Genomic DNA, 16,006 nt, shown 5'->3' with positions numbered 1-16,006 from the left:
TTAAGCCCCTCCCTTTCGCATCAGGTACAAGAAATACGGTCCGCCGATCATTGCCATTACAATGCCAGACGGAATTTGAAGCGGACTAAATAATGTACGCCCAGCCGTATCAGCAACTAATAAAATAAGAGCACCAAGCAATAGTCCGAGAGGCAAACTATATTTGTAGTTTGATCCGATAAGCATACGGGCAATATGCGGTACTACCAATCCGACAAAGCCAACTAGGCCTACTGTTGAAACTGAAATAGCTGCCATATAAACAGCAACTAATGATAGCAGAAAACGAACTTGATTTAAATTTTGCCCCAGGTTATGGGCATTTTGTTCGCCTAGTCGTAATATATTCGCTTTGCGAATACACAGAATCGCAGCGATCCAACCAACGATGGAGTACGGAAGAATCGTATATACCGCATCCATTCCTTTACCGTTCAGACTGCCGTTTAACCATTGAAGCGCTGAAGGCAATTGATCACTGTATAAAATAGACAATAGTCCGATGATTCCACCAAACACGGCATTAATCGCCACACCGGACAAAATAATGCGGATTGGCGTGAAACCTCCAACCTTTTTCCACGCCATCGCAAACACCATAGCTGCTGCAAGCCCGCCTCCAACAATTGCTGCAAGCGGGATGAATGAAGAATAACCTGGCATAACCAACATAATAAACAATACCGCGACTGCCGCGCCGCTCGATACACCAGTCAAGCCCGGATCAGCGAGCGGGTTCTGCATCACTGCTTGAAGCAATGCTCCAGATGCAGCGAGGTTTGCTCCGATAATGAGCGCGAGCAGTACTCGTGGAATACGAATATCCCATAGAATCGTCGTCGCTCTCTCACTCCCCTGTCCGATAATCGTCATGAATGTTTCTGTTGGCATGAAACGAACACTTCCGATACCGATCGCGATTAAAGCAGACAGAGCGAGAATAGCGGCAACGATTATAGCGAGTATGACTTTGCTTCTTCCTTTGCCGCCTGTAGTCTCTACTCTATTATTCATTATTTATACATGATTCCAGATAGCTCAGTGTACGCGGAAGTTGCTTTTGGCAAGGACGCGATTCCGAAAATGCCGTAGTCTAGTGCTTGTAGTTTGCCGTTTTTGAATGCGTTTAGTTTATCCCAAGCACCGTTCTTTTTAACATCTGCTTCAAATTGTTTAGCTACTGCAGCTGGATCACCATGAGCAACTAATAGAATAATATCAGGGTTAGCTTCAACTACACTTTCCATGTCTAGTGGTGTGTATGTTTCAGTTAGTTTAAGAACGTCGGACGCAACATTGACACCACCTAGATTTTTCACCAAGCTGCCAACAAACGTGTTTTCGTTCATAAACATTAAGGACTCAGCAGATCCGAATAGTACCATTACGCTAGGAGCTGTTTTGCCTTTTACAGATTCAATAGCTGCTTTTTCATCTGCATTAAATTTCTCGATTACAGCAACTGCTTCTTTCTCTTTGCCTAGCAAACGTCCAAGAACTGCAGTAGACAATTTCAGTTCGTCCAATGAATCGGACGGTAGGTATGCTGTTGGTAGATTAGCTGCTGTAAATTGTTTTTCCAAGTTATCTTTGATGGACGCTGGTCCAATAATTACATCTGGCTGCAAACCTGCAATTGCTTCAATATCAGGCTGATGTGTTGATCCTACACGAGGAATCGCATCGAAAGATGCTGGCAATGTGCTTTTTGTCGTTGGAACACCTGCTGGAGCAACACCTAGCGCATCGAATAGCTCTGTAAGTGAAACTGACATCGTTATCGCTTTGGAAGGTGTTTTATTTTCGAATTGTTTAAGTAACTCTTCTACTTGCTTCTCATCTACTACGCTAGCTAGTGTTGCTTCTTTTGCAACATTGTTCTCAGTTGTTTCTTTCGTAGGTTCAGGTGAAGCTGTTCCTCCGTTTGTTGCTGTATTGTTACCGCATGCTACTGTTAATGCAAGCATAAGTGCGACGATTCCTGTTTTTAATGCTGCTGCCTTCATGTTGTTTCCCCCTATGTGTACGTACCTATTAGTGATATCGATTCTCATTATATAGACAATGATTATTATTATCAATAGGTACTGTTAAATTATTTTATGGTAAAAAAAGAGAGTATCTAGACTTCGCCCAGATACTCTCAAATAAGGATTACATTGATTTTCTATTAACCACGTTGTTACATTTATTAGTCGCGGCTTGCAATTTTGGAAAGAAGACGAAGCATTTCAATGTACAGCCACACTAATGTAACCATAAGACCAAATGCACCGTACCACTCCATGTATTTCGGAGCGCCATGCTCAGCACCTTGCTCGATAAAGTCGAAGTCCATCACTAGATTTAGTGCAGCAACTACAACAATTACAAGTGAGATTCCAATGCCGATCCAGTTGCTTTCATGCAAGAAAGGAACTGTAATACCAAAGAATCCTAGTCCGAAGCTTGCCAGATACATAAGTGCAATACCTGCTGTTGCAGCAAATACACCAAGTCTAAAGTTTCTAGTTGCTTGAATTAGACGGAATTTATAAGCTACAAGCAGTGCTAGAAATACGCACATTGTAAGTAATGCCGCTTGCAACGTAATACCATCAAATTTCGTTTCGTATCTAGCTGACAATGCACCAAGAAATAATCCTTCACATGCTGCATAGATTGGAACTAGGAATGGAGCTGTCTTCGGAACGAAACTAATAATAAGTGCTAATACAATACCAGCTATTGCGCCGCCAATCATGAAGCCGAGTGTATTAGCATCGCCTTTCATGTGCATCGACCAGGTTACAACTGCTGCGCCTAGCAAAATTGCAAGCATAATGAACGTTTTGTTCACTGTACCTTCAATCGTCATACGTTCACCTGTAGAATAATGCCCTGAACCTTGGAACGTATCGTCCTTTAAGGTTGGGTTACCACTGCGTCCAAACAACACGCAAAAATCACCTCTTCTGATAGTTTGTCATCATTTTATCATATTCTATTATAACTATCATCATGATTATACATTTCATGGGGCGAATGCAAGTAAAAAGAAAAAGACAAAAACCAGCCCCTATCTCTTCACACAGTGAGGGCTGGCTTCATTTAAAGTTAACAAATAGATTAAAAACACCTGAATTAACTATTAGCTAATTTTTAATTAGAGTCTTTATATACAGTGCCTTTGTAAGTAACTCGAAAGTATGTGCCTTTGTCTTCTATTCCGTCTCGTGATAATGTGCCATACCAGCCATTGTTGTCACTATAAGTAATTGTACCAGGAATATCAGCATTCTTTGCAATATCTTTTGTTACAGTTTGCTGTCTCTGTGTCGGGCCAGCCAATATAATATTACTTTTCGTTTCAACAACTTGGACATTGCTCAAGATGCCTTGTAAAGGTTCTGGTTCATTAGTACCGGAAGCAGATACAACAGTTGCACTTAGAGAAAGTGAAAGTGCTGCAGAAATTAGAATTCCTTTAGTAAACGAAAAATAATTTTTTTTCATTTTGAAACCTCTCTCTCAAAATTTGAATTAACTGCTAAGGTTTTATTCTATCGGTTTAATGGCTTTGTCTTACTAATTAGTTGCTACAAAATAAAGTCCTAACGGTAAAGTAAGAGAAGGTTGGACTACCGTTTTCAGTGTGTAGTTCAAATTATTATTGATTACGATTGCTTGACCTGATTCATATTTATATTGTGTTAATGAACCTATTTTATAATTTATAAATCCTGCTGGTTTCAAATTAGGTGCCGCTCCATAGTAGGTGGATACCGTTGAATACCCTGAGGAATTAGTAATATTAATGTTATAAGTGAGATCTGTGAGCCAATATGCGCCTCTCTCTTTACCATTATAAGCAACTACCGTTGGCGCGGTTAGTGGGGTTCCCCCGACAGTCCACCTTGTCTTTAAAGGTTCTTGTTCGTTCAAATAAGCCTCTGGTTTACCGTCTGCAATTTTTATAAACTTCTTATAATTACTAGGAGTTAAATTGATTTTTAGATTTACAACTCTTCCAGAATATTGTAGAACTCCGCGATAATCATCATTTGAATTTTTATAGCCATGATTAGTTTCAACAACATTTTGAATCGCTATATTTTCTATATTTGTTGTACCGTTATTTGTTACTATATTCGATATTACAACCATAGCATCTCCGTCTGTAGCTACACTTACAGCCCTGAAATCTGCCACGAAGTCCATTGTCCGTTCATGTGCGACAGAAGAAGCGTATTGATATACATATGTTCCACCAGCAGGAATAGTGGCAAGTAGAGTTCCTGCGTTTACACCATCTTGACTCATAAATTGTTGAGTTGCAGTTGCCGCAGCTGCTGCAGCATGACTAACAGCATATCCTTTTCTCTTAATATAGAGCTTAACTGCGCTTGTTGCTGAAGGATTTTTGACATGCATATAAAAGTTTACGCTAGAATTCGTCATGTTTGAATGAACTGACCAAAACCTAAAGTTACCCGTCATATTATCGCGATATAACGTTTTATTAACTTGATTCATAACTTTACCATCAGCTGAGCGTGGTCCATTCCATATTGTTTCTGGTGCGTTTGAAGCAAATACAGGAGTACCTGTTTGTTGAAATGATACACTGTTTAATCCGTCTGCTGTTGTTACTAATTTAGTAGCGCCAGTTGGCTGTGGAAGGGAAGTGCCGATTGGCGAAGCCGCAAAAGATCCACTAGGAAGCAACAGAGTAGCAAGCGCTAACGTCATAAATATATATTTGATCTTTTTCATAATACCTCCAATAATAAAAATTATTTTTATTTGACTTGCAACAAGTATTAAGCCAGAGTTGTTGATTCGATTAGTTCATCAGATAAAAAAACGTCAGTTTTCTTGATTTCCCTTATATATAGGAAACAAAATTGTATCACCTCCCACAAAATGGTATATAGTCGTCGACTTGCTGTAATTATAAAAAAATCCATATAAGTAAACAAGTAGGCACTTTTAGGTGACCTGTAAAAAATCTCATTCGGGGATGACAGCTATAAAGTTAAAAGGGGGGCTCTAACCCGATTTTCTTGGGTTAGAGCCCCCGGAGCAACACAAGGGAGTTTTGTTCTTAATTAAACCAACAATCAAAATTAATGAGCTGATCCGTATGCTTCCATCTCTGCTTTCGTATCGTACTTCTCTCTCCCCATGATGCAAGCCACTAGGAGAGCTAATACTGCTGGAATGAGGCTCCATAGAAACACTTCTGTTATCGATAACGATACTCCTGACAACAGTCGACCCAGAATACCTTCCGGTATCGATTCCCTTATTGAAGCATCCATCAATACATACGGGTCCTTCAAGTCGATACCTTGCGGCAACGCTACTGTTTCTCCACCTTGGAACGTTTCCGTCAGCTTCCGCGTCATCAAATGACTCTGCAGGATGCCAAATATCGTAATACCAAGCATCATACCAAAAGAACGAAGAAAATTAAGCGTTGCTGTTGCTGCTCCCCGATTAGCCGTCGGGATACTATGAATAGCAGAATTCGTAAGTACTGAGAAAGAAGCGCCTATTCCAAGGCCAACAATAACCATATAAATTGTAATAACGAGTCGAGAAGTATCAGCTGTAATTGTCGTGAGCAGTCCTAGACCAGCGACAAGTAAAAATAGTGTGGAGAACATAATCGTACGATACGATAATTTAGTCATTACAACCCCGCCTAAAGTAGCGGTCACTACTGTTCCAACCATCATCGGCAATAACATTAACCCTGAATTTGTAGCTGTTCCGCCCAATACCCCTTGAATAAAGATCGGTAAATATACCGACGCCGCTATAAAAGCTGCACCGCTAAGAACGGCAATCATTGTGCTGGCTGCGAACAATCGAATTTTGAACATAGCGAATGAAATGATTGGTTCTATTGCCCGCTTCTCTGCGATTACAAATAGTATTCCGAGACCAACAAATCCTGTTAACATCCCGATAATCTGCCAGGAATCCCAAGCATATACCTTTCCGCCAAGCTCAAGTGCGAAGAGCAAACTAATAACTGCGCCAACTAATGTACTAGCACCAAGCCAATCAATTTTTTGTTTGGCATGAGTAGGAGATTCTTTGTAACCTTTTGCTACGAGGAAAAGTGCAACAATGCCGATTGGCATATTAATATAGAAGATCCATTCCCAGCTAATCGTGTCAGTAATAAATGCTCCGAGAAGTGGGCCGAATATGCTAGACAATCCGAATACTGCCCCGAATAAGCCCATAAGTTTACCGCGATTTTCTGGTGAAACAGCATCCAGAAGAATGGTAAACGTAATTGGTACCAATGCCCCTGCACCAATTCCTTGAATAGCACGGAAGATGCTTAATTCTATTATTGAGCTAGCTGTTCCGCATAAGGCAGAACCGATCATAAACACGATGATCCCGAACACAAAAAATCTTTTGCGACCATACATATCAGACAACTTCCCGAAGATCGGCATACCAGCCATCTCTGCAACCATATAGGCTGAAGTTACCCAAACAAATTGATTTAATCCGCCAAGCTCCCCAACGATCGTTCCCATTGCAGTAGCTACAATAGTGTTGTCCATAGAAGCCATAAGAATCGATAGCAGCAACCCCGCTACTACCCAACCCGATTTCCCTTTAGATAATGTCATGTACACTCTACCTCTCATTTCTGTATTTGAACCACTACGTGTAGTTTAGAACACCATACCTGACAGCTGTATGTCAGTGTTCAAATGTAACGATTCGTGAGCTTCAAATACAATGTAGCAATGAAAATCATACAAATTGAATTGTCTGATCAGTAAAGGAAATAGCGTATGATCACCACAAAAAAAGACACCCGCAAAGGTGTCTCTGATCTACATTATTACATTGTCTTACGCCGTATTCTAAATGATATTTTATGCCGCCCTCTGAATAGGCTCTGCAACTACCTTTTTCTCCGACAACAACACATTTAGCAAAATCGCTGTAAGAGAGCCCGTAACGATACCGTTCTGCAACATCATCTTAGCGAACTCGGGCAATTCGTTGAACATATGCGGCACAGTAGCCGATCCCAAACCGATCGCGATACTGCTTGCAACGATAAGAAGATTACGCTCCTTACGTAGATCAACTTCGGATAAAATCGTCATGCCAGAAACCGCAACGGAACCGAACATCACAATCATCGCACCGCCAAGCACTGCACTAGGAATCACTGTCGTAATGGCCGCAAGCTTGGGCAATAGTCCAAGTATGACCATAATACCGCCAGCGGCGAATATAACGTCGCGAGACTTCACTTTCGTCAGCGTAATCAGTCCAACATTTTGCGAGAAAGCAGTGTACGGGAATGCATTAAAAATACCACCAAGTGTAATAGCTGCTCCTTCCGCACGAAGGCCGTTCACAATCTGCTTTTGTTCTACCTTCTGGTCGGTCGCTTTACCAACTGCGAAGTATACACCTGTCGACTCTACCATACTTACAATATTAACAAGAATCATCGTTATGATTGCCGTCAAACTAATCTGCGGTGTACCGAAGTAAAAGGGCTGTGCCACACTAAACCAAGAAGCTTTAGCAACTGCCGAAAAGTCTACAATACCGATGAAATAGGCCACAACTGTACCTACCACAAGGCCGACAAGAACGGATATGGCACGGAGGAATCCTTTTGTAAACCGGTTTACTACTAAAATAATGACCAATGTAAGCAGCGCCAGCAACAGATTGCTTGGAGCTCCGAAATCTGGCGAGCCTTGTCCACCTGCAACGTTGTTCATCGCGACAGGAATAAGTGATAAGCCAATGATGGTTACGACTGAGCCTGTTACGATTGTTGGGAAAAACCTAAGAATTTTTCCATAGAGAGGTGCAGCTAGAATAACGAATATACCGGATATAATAATGGCGCCGTATACTGTTGCCATATTAGACGACAGCCCTATTGCGATAATCGGACCCACCGCTGTGAATGTACAGCCTAGCACGACCGGCAGCTTGCTTCCGAAATATTTGCCACCCCATACTTGCAACATTGTTGCAATACCGCAAGTGAATAAGTCAGCTGCTATCAAATAAGCCATCTGCGTCTCATTCAGCCCAAGTGCTCCCCCAATGATGAGAGGAACAATGACAGCACCAGCATACATAGCTAGCACATGTTGGAATCCTAACGTTACAGCTCTCTTTTTGCTCAACATGCTGTTACACCGTCTCCTTCTGAGGCTCATTCACTACATTTTCCTCATGTACAAAATGAACCTCACCCGGCTTCATCGATGCAATTCGCGCAAGGGAATGGACACGCACACCCTTATCCTCAAGCAAGCCTCTGCCTTCTTGGAAGCTCTTTTCGATGACACAGCCCACGCCAACTAGCTGAGCTCCTGATTCCCGTACAATATCGACCAGGCCTACTAAAGCGGCTCCTGTAGCAAGAAAGTCATCAACAATAAGTACCCGATCATTTGGACCCAAATAGCGCTGATCGACACTCACTTGATAGGTCTCTCCACGTGTGAAGGAGTGTACGGGTGCTGTGTATACTTTATCGGACTGCGTCACAGCTTTTTTCTTCTTCGCGTATACGAACGGTACACCCAGCGCAATTCCTGTCGCCATAGCGAACTGAATGCCGCTCGCTTCAATCGTAAGTACTTTGGTGATAGGCTGATCGGCATAAATAGATGCCAGTTCTTTCCCAATCGCAAGCGCGAGTTCCGTATCCACCTGATGATTCAGGAATGAATCCACCTTTAGTACCGTATTCGATAGAATCATTCCGTCTTGCCGTATGCGATCTTCTAGTACTTTCATGTCTGCTTATCGCTCCTTTTCTCTCCATATGAAAAAGGACAGTCCCGCACTTGAGCTGTTTCTATCTCTCAAGTGAAGCCTGTCCTCTGGAATGGTATCCTGAATGCACATGCACAGCGAATTTGTGATACATCGAACAGAATCGATGCCACAATACATTCGCACTCACTCATAGTCGGACAAATTAATGGTCGTCCGGTAGAAACTTATGGGCCATAACCCCAAAATTATATGAGTTCTATTTAATTGTATCTTGTAATAGTACACACTACCTACAACAGTTACAAGAGCAAATATTTCATGTTTTCCCATCTAGCAACAACTAAATCGTTACTGCTTAGAAACTGTACTCCTGCTTAACCCGTTAAAGAAGAGATCAATCCATTGATCAACATGATGAGTTGAAGCTTCCGTTTGTGAAGCTTCCCAGTTGCGGCTCAGCTCATTTTTGAACATCGTAAAGTATATAATCGCCATCTCATCTGTCAAATGCGCATGGATATACCCCTCTTGCTTGCCAAGCGCAACAAACCTCATAAAAAACGGCATCACCTTGTCCTCACTATAACGTTCCATCGTTACCATTAGTTCGCTTAGTTCCGTAGCTGAAGACCTTAGAAATTCGTCTGCCATAATGTTCAAACTTCTAATTTCCCCAAGCATAATTTCTTTCGTCTTATCTGGAAAAGGCTGATCTGATTGAAGAATCGTTTCATACTGTTCCAGTTGCTTGTCCATCCAGTTGATTAACATCTCTATATAAAGTTGTTCCTTCGTTCCAAAATAATTATAAATAGTCATCGGCGAAACGCGTGCTTCTTGAGCGATCTCATTGACACTAACCTTCTGAAAACCATAGTTGTTAAAAAGCTCAAACGCCGCATGAAATATTTGCTCCATCTTACCTTGTTTTCGTCTTTCGTATCCATTCATGATTGTCACCTCATCGTTAGTGTAGCTCAAGTTTTATAGTACTACAATACGTTAACTACAAAACACTTGTAACTTCTGGTCGATGTGGATATACTTGTTTTGTAGTCGAATCGATATTCAACTACAAAACTCAACAATCAGGAGGATTTTAAAATGAAAAAAATAAAGATCCCCGTATTTCTTCATGACATTTTGGGAGAAGAGCAACCTTGGATAAACATTTTAACGATATTGGTCATAGGGGGATGTATCACAGGCGTTCTGTATGCCGTATTCCCTGAAATGATCGACAATCTCCCCCTTTGGCGAAGTATCTTAGCCATTATTTTTATTTTTGATATCGCAGCTGGATGTATTGCTAATTTCTCCGAATCAACAAGCAACTTTTATGCAACGAGACCCATCAACCGCATTGTATTCATCGCCATACATGTCCATATTATCGCTGTTGCACTTTTATTAGACGCAGACATTTGGTATACGGTCGGTGTGTGGGCCTACACGATTGTTGGAGCTTTTATCGTTAATGGGCTAATTGGCCGTTCAGCTCAACGTTTTATCGGTGGTTTATTGCTGTCCGTAGGCATTTGCGGCGTATCTCTTCTTCCTCTAGTTCACCCCTACATGTTCGCCCCTTGCTTGCTGTTCTTGCTCAAAGTACTGTATAGCTTCACCGTTGACCATTTCGCTAGAGCAACACCTACAAAAGGATTAACAAGATGAGTACACGTACAATTAGAAAACTAGTTAAATCCGATAAATCATCCTTTATTTCCGTTATGAGTAGTGCGTTTGCACATGATCCTTTGTTCGTTCATTTGTTTGGTGATCCCGAATCAGATCGAAAAGCAGTAGCTCGAGCAAATGTTTTCACAGCCTTTATGTTTGATAAAGGGTTCCTATCCCGTGACGAGATTTGGGGTTCATTCGACGATGGTGTGATGCAAGGTGCTTATATTTTGGAGAGATCGGATGTCGGTAAATTAAGACATATAATTGGGGGAATGCTTCAAATCGGGAGGTTTATTCCGTTACTGTTTCAATTACCTTTCAGAGTCATCACACATCTGAATAGCTACATGCAGATCACAAGGGCAGTCGCACCAACCTTGCAACATGATTACCTCGTAATGATTGGAGTGTCGCCTGACATTCAAGGAAAAGGTGTAGGGAGGAGTCTATTGGACCACTTGCTATATCGTGTCGATAAAGATCCACATTCACAAGGTGTTGCACTCGATACAGAGAACGCGCACAACAAAGCGTTATATGAACGGTTCGGCTTTAGACTTACAGCAGAGAAGCTTCTTGAGCAGCTGCCTATCTACTGCATGTTTTTTAAAAAGGAATAGTAACAAAAAAAAGGGCCTCGGTAAAGGCAATTAGCCTTTAACCGAGCCCGCAACCATACCCTTCATAATTTGCTCTTGGAAGATCAAATAAATAACAATCGTCGGAATAACCGCGATAAACATCGCACCCATTGTAAGCGCATAGTCTGTACCAAATCCATCGGAGAATAGAGACAAACTAAGCGGCAACGTCTTCATCGCTTGCGAGTTCATAAAGACGAGTGCAAAGGAGAAGTCATTCCAGAAACGAAGGAAAGCTAGAATCGTAACCGTTGCAATGACAGGTAAACATAGCGGGAATATAATACGTCCAAACACGCCCCACCAGCCGTTGCCGTCAATCATCGCTGCTTCTTCTACTTCTTTTGGTATAGATGCCATATAGGCCATACTAAGGAAAATCGCAATCGAAAGCTCGAACGCCGTGTACGGTAAAATAAGCGCCCAATACGTATCCAAAATATTGATTTTGTTCATGAACATAAAGAGCGGAACGAGTGTACTATGAATCGGAATCAACATTCCGAGCAAGAATAGTCCTTTAATCGCACCACTGAATTTAAAGTTGAACCTAGACAGTGCATAAGCAGCGAGCGTACCCAACACTACTGTGAGAATAACGGAAGTAACCGTCACGAATGTGGAGTTGAGCATCGCTCTACCCATTTCACCTAGATCCCAAGCGCGGGTTATATTATCAACCTGCCATTTCAGCGGCCATGCGTATGGACGGTTGAAAAACTCTTGGTTCGATTTAAAAGCACTGATGGCAAGCCAATATAACGGATATAGTGTAGCCAGGGCGTACAAAAGTAGCATGATCTTCGAGATGAAACCAACTGGCTTCTTCCATAGACTCGTCTTCGATTGTTTCGTCTGAACTTTAGTCGTAACTTGCATAACATTCACTCCTTCATCGGTCTCGTTAACAAACCTGCTCAGCTTCGTCTTTTCGTGATGATGTAGTTCAGACCTATGAGCAAGGCACTGATCAGAATGATCATTGTAGATACGGCGGAGCCGTAGCCGTAACGATAAACGGTGAAGCTGTTATTGTACATATAAGTGGCAAGTAGTTCTGTAGATTGAGCAGGTCCTCCGCCAGTCATAACGATGACATGGTCGAAAGCTTTCAAACTGCCTGAAATACATAGAACAATTGTCACAACAATGGTTTCCCACATAATAGGCAAAGTTACAAAAACGAGTTTGCGGTAACCGACCGCTCCATCAATTTTAGCTGCATCATTTACTTCAGAGGAAATGTTTTGCAACGCTGCGATAAAGATGATCAAGTAAGGACCAATGTTAGCCCAGTTAATCGGAATTGAAACGGCGAACATATTAATTTTAGGGTCTGACAACCATGCTCTAGTCCATGAATCAAGTCCAACAGCTTCGAGTATCGTATTTACCAAACCGAATTGTGGCTGGTAGATATAACCCCAGATAAGGCCAACTACGACAGTCGACAGCACCATAGGCATAAATACAGCAGAACGGATAATACGATTGAACATGTTATTCTTAAGTAATAGCAGTGCTAGTAAAAGCGCGATTGGCACTTGGCCGATGATTGCAGAAGCAACTAAAATTAAGTTGTTTTTTAGTGCTCTCCAAAATATTGGGTCCTGTAGCATCATTTCATAGTTGTCTAAACCGATAAACTTAAGTGATCCAAAACCGCTCCAGCTAAAGAAGCCGTAGTATGCCGACCAAATAATCGGAACAATCGCAAACACGATGAAGATGACGAGTGCAGGCAGCAGCGCCAGAGTGACGAAGCTTCGTGAACGCAATGATGACGGCATGGCGACAACCTCCTCTAATTCATAGTTCACGCTGCCTGACACCTAAGGCAGACAGCGTGAATGTTGCTAGTAAACCTTTATTTTTTAACCGAACGCTCTTGAGCTTCTTGAAGTTTCTTCGCTACTTCTTCCGGTTTGCCGCCCATCATAAGCTCTTGCAAACCATTATTGATTGTTTCTCCACCTTCAGCAGATAGGTAAGCATCATATACAGGTGTAATCTTTGCATTCATAACTACGTTGAAAGCTTTCAAGTAAAGCGGGCTAACTTTGGAGTTCGTTAGATCCATTTTGTACATAACCATAGAGTTGCTCTCAGCAATTTTCTTCTGTCCGTCTGGGCCGCTGATTGCGTAGATTAGATCAAGAGCTGCGTCTTTTGTAGCGCCTTCTGTCTTCTTGCTAAGTGCAAAACCTGCACCAGGACCACCGGAGATCGTACCAGCTTCACCTGCTCCGCCTTCGATTGCTGGAATTGTCGTTACTTCGATTGGTGCTACTTGCTCAGGAGTTGCAGAAGCTGCCAAGTTCGTAAGTGTCCATGCGCCGCTAACCATCATAGCTGCTTTACCTTGAACGAAATATTGCTCAGCTTGTGTATTATCGATGCTGTTCGCACCTTCTTGGAATGCTTTGTTGTCATTCAATTCTTTGAACTTGCTAAGTGCGTCAACGAACACTTGATCTTTAAAGGAAGCTTCGCCTTTAGCTGCTTTCAAGAACCAGTCAGTTCCTGTTACACGGTCAGCCAGCGATCCCAAAATAGTGGATTGAGCTACCCATGGGGCTTTATTTCCTAGTGCAATTGGCGTAATGCCTTTTTCGTTAAATGTTTTTACAGCTGTCATCATTTCAGCCCATGTTGTTGGAACTTTAACACCATTTTGCTCAAATAGATCTTTGTTGTAGTATAGGAACGATGTAGCGGACAATCCGATTGGAGCAGAATAGATTTGGTTCGGTTCAAAAGTGAAGCGATCAAATGCACCCTCCATGAAGTTGTTTTTCCAATCAGGGTTCTTATCAGCTAGAGATGTAATCGGTTGCAACAATCCAGCGTCAAAAAATTCTTGTGAGTGGCTGCCTGCATATACAAAAAATACGTCTGGCATTTCGTTAGCTGCTGCAACTGTGCTTAGACGCTGGCGGTAACCATCAACTGGAATCGCTTGTGCATCTAGCTCAATGTTAGGATTAGCCTTTTCGTATTCGTCAATTAGACTTCTAACTGCTTGTGCGCGCAAGTCATCGCCTGCAAAGTTATGCCATACTGTAAGTTTAACTTTTTCTTCTTTGCCGCCTTCAGCTGGCTTGTTTGTACCTGAGTTTGGTTTGTTGTCGCCGCATGCTGCGACTAGTAGGGATATTAATGTAATAAGCGTTACGACTAATGTAAGTCTTTTCTTCATAAGTAAGTCCCCCCTCGATAATATATACTCAGTATAGATTTTGAACTGAGTATGAAGTAGGGGGGATAATTCAGATGTTAGGGGGGGGAAATTCACCGATTTGCTTCACTGCGGAAATAGGAGGGCGTTTCACCTGTATATCGTTTAAAAAGTTTGTTGAAATGTTTCATATCCTCATAGCCCACTCTTTTGGCAATTTCACTAACTTTCGCAGGTGTCTCTCTTAGTAAACGAATTGCCCACTCGATACGCGCTTCAGTAACAAACTCAATATAGTTTTTGCCTGTTTCCTTCTTAAACAGTTCACTGAAATAATTAGGATTCATATGAACGGTTGCCGCTACTTGTGAGAGGGTTAAGCTTTGGTCCAAATGTTCTCGTATATAAGTTAACGTACGTTCTATCGTCGTATTTCGACTACCAGATCCACCAGCCAAACGTTCATATTGTGCGATAATAGCCGACATGATTTCGACCATAACTTCTTCTGGTTCAATAGAAAGTTTCTTCATGTTAAGCCCTTCAAGCTGAGGTAGCTTTTGCGCCGATTGCCCAACAGACTCTGCTGCCCGCTCAAGCCAGCGAAATCCCGCTACAAGGAAAGAATGCAGATATGAAATCATCGAACCCGGTGTTGCTTCTAAATCATGTCGTATAAACGCTAGTGTGTTCGTAATCCACGTTTGCAACCGATCACTGTCACTGCTTCGCAATACGGAAACAAGCACTTGCTCCTCTTCCTGTGAACATACCGTTCGCATACCTTTACGATGTTTAATTTCCTCATAAGCAATAATACCGGAATCACTCGCAATCCAGTGAAATGCTGCAGCCTGCTCTGCCGACTTTAATGCTTCTCTTAGCTTCAACACACTTTTAACAGGCGTGCCTGAGGCTGCGAAATAACGATTGCCCGTAGCACGCTCTGCACGCTGAATTGCTGAGCGAACCCTCCGTGTTGCACCAGGTTGTCCTTCACGAAAGATGAGTAGCCAACCATTATCCCAATCTAGAACGGCACAGTCACCTGTAACACGAAGGACATCTTCCGCATCTTCAACTGCAACACTAGGCTCATTAAGGATGTTTAATGTACCCGCAGAGCTGATAAGCCATAACTCTAACGATTCCCAATCGGAAGCGATACGCAGCTCTGGATAGTGAACCAACACTTCTTCTGCTTCACGCTCTGTAATTGGACTATCACTATGAAGCAATCGTTTAAGTAATTTCCAACGGAATGCAGTCTGGTGGGCTTTTCCTTCAAGCGTAGCAGCACGTTTTTCCTCTATTCTTTTCTTCGCCCTCAACGCAGCAGCCATAATATCTCCGGGGCGGCTTGTCTTCAGCAAGTAGTCACTAATTCCTTCGCGCATTGCTTGCTGAGCATACGCAAATTCTTCGTAACCCGATAATATGAAGATTTCGGTATCTGGATATTCCCGCTTTACTTCACTTGCAAGTTCAAGTCCAGTTTTGCCAGTCATCTGAATATCAGTCAATATAATGTCCGGCTTCTCCACCGGAATACGCATTAGTGCCTCCTCAGCAGATGCCGCAGGTTCTAGAAGCGTAAAACCATTCTCTTCCCACTGAATGACGGTGCTTAAGCCTGATCGAATGATGACCTCATCGTCTATGATCAGCAGTTTCATTATTGTCCCCCTTCCCTGTTTATCGTTTATACGAAATCTCATCTGTG

15 protein-coding genes and 1 riboswitch are annotated in these 16,006 nt (G+C 42.2%); of the genes, 2 read left to right on the top strand and 13 right to left on the bottom strand.

Features of this window, described 5'->3' with window-relative positions; translation table 11 throughout:
* The 9 genes from I6N90_RS18070 to I6N90_RS18030 all read right to left on the bottom strand — a co-directional run bounded on the left by I6N90_RS18070 (position 1) and on the right by I6N90_RS18030 (position 9,732).
* The gene (locus I6N90_RS18070) at positions 1-1,014 is read right to left on the bottom strand and encodes a FecCD family ABC transporter permease (protein ID WP_197937011.1); all 1,014 of its coding nucleotides are present in this window, start codon (positions 1,012-1,014) and stop codon (positions 1-3) included.
* Complete coding sequence (locus I6N90_RS18065; protein ID WP_197937010.1) at positions 1,014-2,006, bottom strand: helical backbone metal receptor; 993 nt, start codon at positions 2,004-2,006, stop codon at positions 1,014-1,016. Before I6N90_RS18065 ends, I6N90_RS18070 begins: the two co-directional genes overlap by 1 nt.
* A gap of 185 nt (positions 2,007-2,191) precedes the next feature.
* Complete coding sequence (locus I6N90_RS18060; protein ID WP_197937207.1) at positions 2,192-2,935, bottom strand: Bax inhibitor-1/YccA family protein; 744 nt, start codon at positions 2,933-2,935, stop codon at positions 2,192-2,194.
* 206 nt (positions 2,936-3,141) lie between these two features.
* Positions 3,142-3,495: a hypothetical protein gene (locus I6N90_RS18055; RefSeq protein ID WP_197937009.1), complete on the bottom strand. Its 354-nt coding sequence runs from the start codon at positions 3,493-3,495 to the stop codon at positions 3,142-3,144.
* A gap of 72 nt (positions 3,496-3,567) precedes the next feature.
* Positions 3,568-4,755, bottom strand: coding sequence for a hypothetical protein (locus I6N90_RS18050; RefSeq protein ID WP_197937008.1), 1,188 nt, complete (start codon positions 4,753-4,755; stop codon positions 3,568-3,570).
* A gap of 353 nt (positions 4,756-5,108) precedes the next feature.
* The gene (locus I6N90_RS18045; protein WP_197937007.1) at positions 5,109-6,641 is read right to left on the bottom strand and encodes an MDR family MFS transporter; all 1,533 of its coding nucleotides are present in this window, start codon (positions 6,639-6,641) and stop codon (positions 5,109-5,111) included.
* A 252-nt stretch (positions 6,642-6,893) separates the two neighbouring features.
* The gene (locus I6N90_RS18040) at positions 6,894-8,183 is read right to left on the bottom strand and encodes a nucleobase:cation symporter-2 family protein (RefSeq protein ID WP_197937006.1); all 1,290 of its coding nucleotides are present in this window, start codon (positions 8,181-8,183) and stop codon (positions 6,894-6,896) included.
* 4 nt (positions 8,184-8,187) lie between these two features.
* Positions 8,188-8,799 (bottom strand): xanthine phosphoribosyltransferase, encoded by a 612-nt coding sequence (locus I6N90_RS18035; RefSeq protein WP_197937005.1) that lies wholly within the window; start codon positions 8,797-8,799, stop codon positions 8,188-8,190.
* Positions 8,800-8,951: 152 nt separating this feature from the next.
* Positions 8,952-9,054: riboswitch (purine riboswitch) on the bottom strand.
* Positions 9,055-9,129: 75 nt separating this feature from the next.
* A complete protein-coding gene (locus tag I6N90_RS18030; protein WP_197937004.1) occupies positions 9,130-9,732 on the bottom strand; it encodes a TetR/AcrR family transcriptional regulator in 603 nt (200 codons plus the stop codon).
* Between the two features lie 153 nt (positions 9,733-9,885).
* Between I6N90_RS18030 and I6N90_RS18025 the strand changes: the two genes are divergently transcribed.
* Both I6N90_RS18025 and I6N90_RS18020 read left to right on the top strand, forming a co-directional pair.
* Positions 9,886-10,455: a hypothetical protein gene (locus tag I6N90_RS18025; RefSeq protein ID WP_197937003.1), complete on the top strand. Its 570-nt coding sequence runs from the start codon at positions 9,886-9,888 to the stop codon at positions 10,453-10,455.
* Positions 10,452-11,084: a GNAT family N-acetyltransferase gene (locus tag I6N90_RS18020; RefSeq protein ID WP_197937002.1), complete on the top strand. Its 633-nt coding sequence runs from the start codon at positions 10,452-10,454 to the stop codon at positions 11,082-11,084. Before I6N90_RS18025 ends, I6N90_RS18020 begins: the two co-directional genes overlap by 4 nt.
* A 30-nt stretch (positions 11,085-11,114) precedes the next feature.
* Here the strand turns inward: I6N90_RS18020 and I6N90_RS18015 are convergent, their stop codons facing one another.
* The 4 genes from I6N90_RS18015 to I6N90_RS18000 all read right to left on the bottom strand — a co-directional run bounded on the left by I6N90_RS18015 (position 11,115) and on the right by I6N90_RS18000 (position 15,959).
* Positions 11,115-11,984 carry a carbohydrate ABC transporter permease gene (locus tag I6N90_RS18015; protein WP_197937001.1) on the bottom strand — a complete coding sequence of 290 codons (870 nt, stop codon included), beginning with the start codon at positions 11,982-11,984 and terminating at the stop codon, positions 11,115-11,117.
* Positions 11,985-12,022: 38 nt separating this feature from the next.
* Positions 12,023-12,895: a carbohydrate ABC transporter permease gene (locus I6N90_RS18010; RefSeq protein ID WP_197937000.1), complete on the bottom strand. Its 873-nt coding sequence runs from the start codon at positions 12,893-12,895 to the stop codon at positions 12,023-12,025.
* Positions 12,896-12,972: 77 nt separating this feature from the next.
* Positions 12,973-14,304 carry an extracellular solute-binding protein gene (locus I6N90_RS18005; protein WP_197936999.1) on the bottom strand — a complete coding sequence of 444 codons (1,332 nt, stop codon included), beginning with the start codon at positions 14,302-14,304 and terminating at the stop codon, positions 12,973-12,975.
* 92 nt (positions 14,305-14,396) lie between these two features.
* Positions 14,397-15,959 (bottom strand): response regulator transcription factor, encoded by a 1,563-nt coding sequence (locus tag I6N90_RS18000; RefSeq protein ID WP_197936998.1) that lies wholly within the window; start codon positions 15,957-15,959, stop codon positions 14,397-14,399.
* Positions 15,960-16,006 lie beyond the last annotated feature (47 nt).

Source organism: Paenibacillus sp. GSMTC-2017 (assembly GCF_016019935.1).
In the GTDB taxonomy this organism is placed as follows: Bacteria; Bacillota; Bacilli; order Paenibacillales; family Paenibacillaceae; genus Pristimantibacillus.
The sequence above is the reverse complement of the archived record's forward strand: the minus strand, read 5'-3'. Positions and strand labels throughout refer to the sequence as shown.

What these genes read in the sequence shown, in the direction of transcription:
- I6N90_RS18070 (WP_197937011.1), bottom strand. Translation starts at nt 1,014, where the DNA reads ATGAATAATAGAGTAGAGACTACAGGCGGCAAAGGAAGAAGCAAAGTC.
- I6N90_RS18065 (WP_197937010.1), bottom strand. Translation starts at nt 2,006, where the DNA reads ATGAAGGCAGCAGCATTAAAAACAGGAATCGTCGCACTTATGCTTGCA.
- I6N90_RS18055 (WP_197937009.1), bottom strand. Translation starts at nt 3,495, where the DNA reads ATGAAAAAAAATTATTTTTCGTTTACTAAAGGAATTCTAATTTCTGCA.
- I6N90_RS18050 (WP_197937008.1), bottom strand. Translation starts at nt 4,755, where the DNA reads ATGAAAAAGATCAAATATATATTTATGACGTTAGCGCTTGCTACTCTG.
- I6N90_RS18045 (WP_197937007.1), bottom strand. Translation starts at nt 6,641, where the DNA reads ATGACATTATCTAAAGGGAAATCGGGTTGGGTAGTAGCGGGGTTGCTG.
- I6N90_RS18040 (WP_197937006.1), bottom strand. Translation starts at nt 8,183, where the DNA reads ATGTTGAGCAAAAAGAGAGCTGTAACGTTAGGATTCCAACATGTGCTA.
- I6N90_RS18035 (WP_197937005.1), bottom strand. Translation starts at nt 8,799, where the DNA reads ATGAAAGTACTAGAAGATCGCATACGGCAAGACGGAATGATTCTATCG.
- I6N90_RS18030 (WP_197937004.1), bottom strand. Translation starts at nt 9,732, where the DNA reads ATGAATGGATACGAAAGACGAAAACAAGGTAAGATGGAGCAAATATTT.
- I6N90_RS18025 (WP_197937003.1), top strand. Translation starts at nt 9,886, where the DNA reads ATGAAAAAAATAAAGATCCCCGTATTTCTTCATGACATTTTGGGAGAA.
- I6N90_RS18020 (WP_197937002.1), top strand. Translation starts at nt 10,452, where the DNA reads ATGAGTACACGTACAATTAGAAAACTAGTTAAATCCGATAAATCATCC.
- I6N90_RS18015 (WP_197937001.1), bottom strand. Translation starts at nt 11,984, where the DNA reads ATGCAAGTTACGACTAAAGTTCAGACGAAACAATCGAAGACGAGTCTA.
- I6N90_RS18010 (WP_197937000.1), bottom strand. Translation starts at nt 12,895, where the DNA reads ATGCCGTCATCATTGCGTTCACGAAGCTTCGTCACTCTGGCGCTGCTG.
- I6N90_RS18005 (WP_197936999.1), bottom strand. Translation starts at nt 14,304, where the DNA reads ATGAAGAAAAGACTTACATTAGTCGTAACGCTTATTACATTAATATCC.
- I6N90_RS18000 (WP_197936998.1), bottom strand. Translation starts at nt 15,959, where the DNA reads ATGAAACTGCTGATCATAGACGATGAGGTCATCATTCGATCAGGCTTA.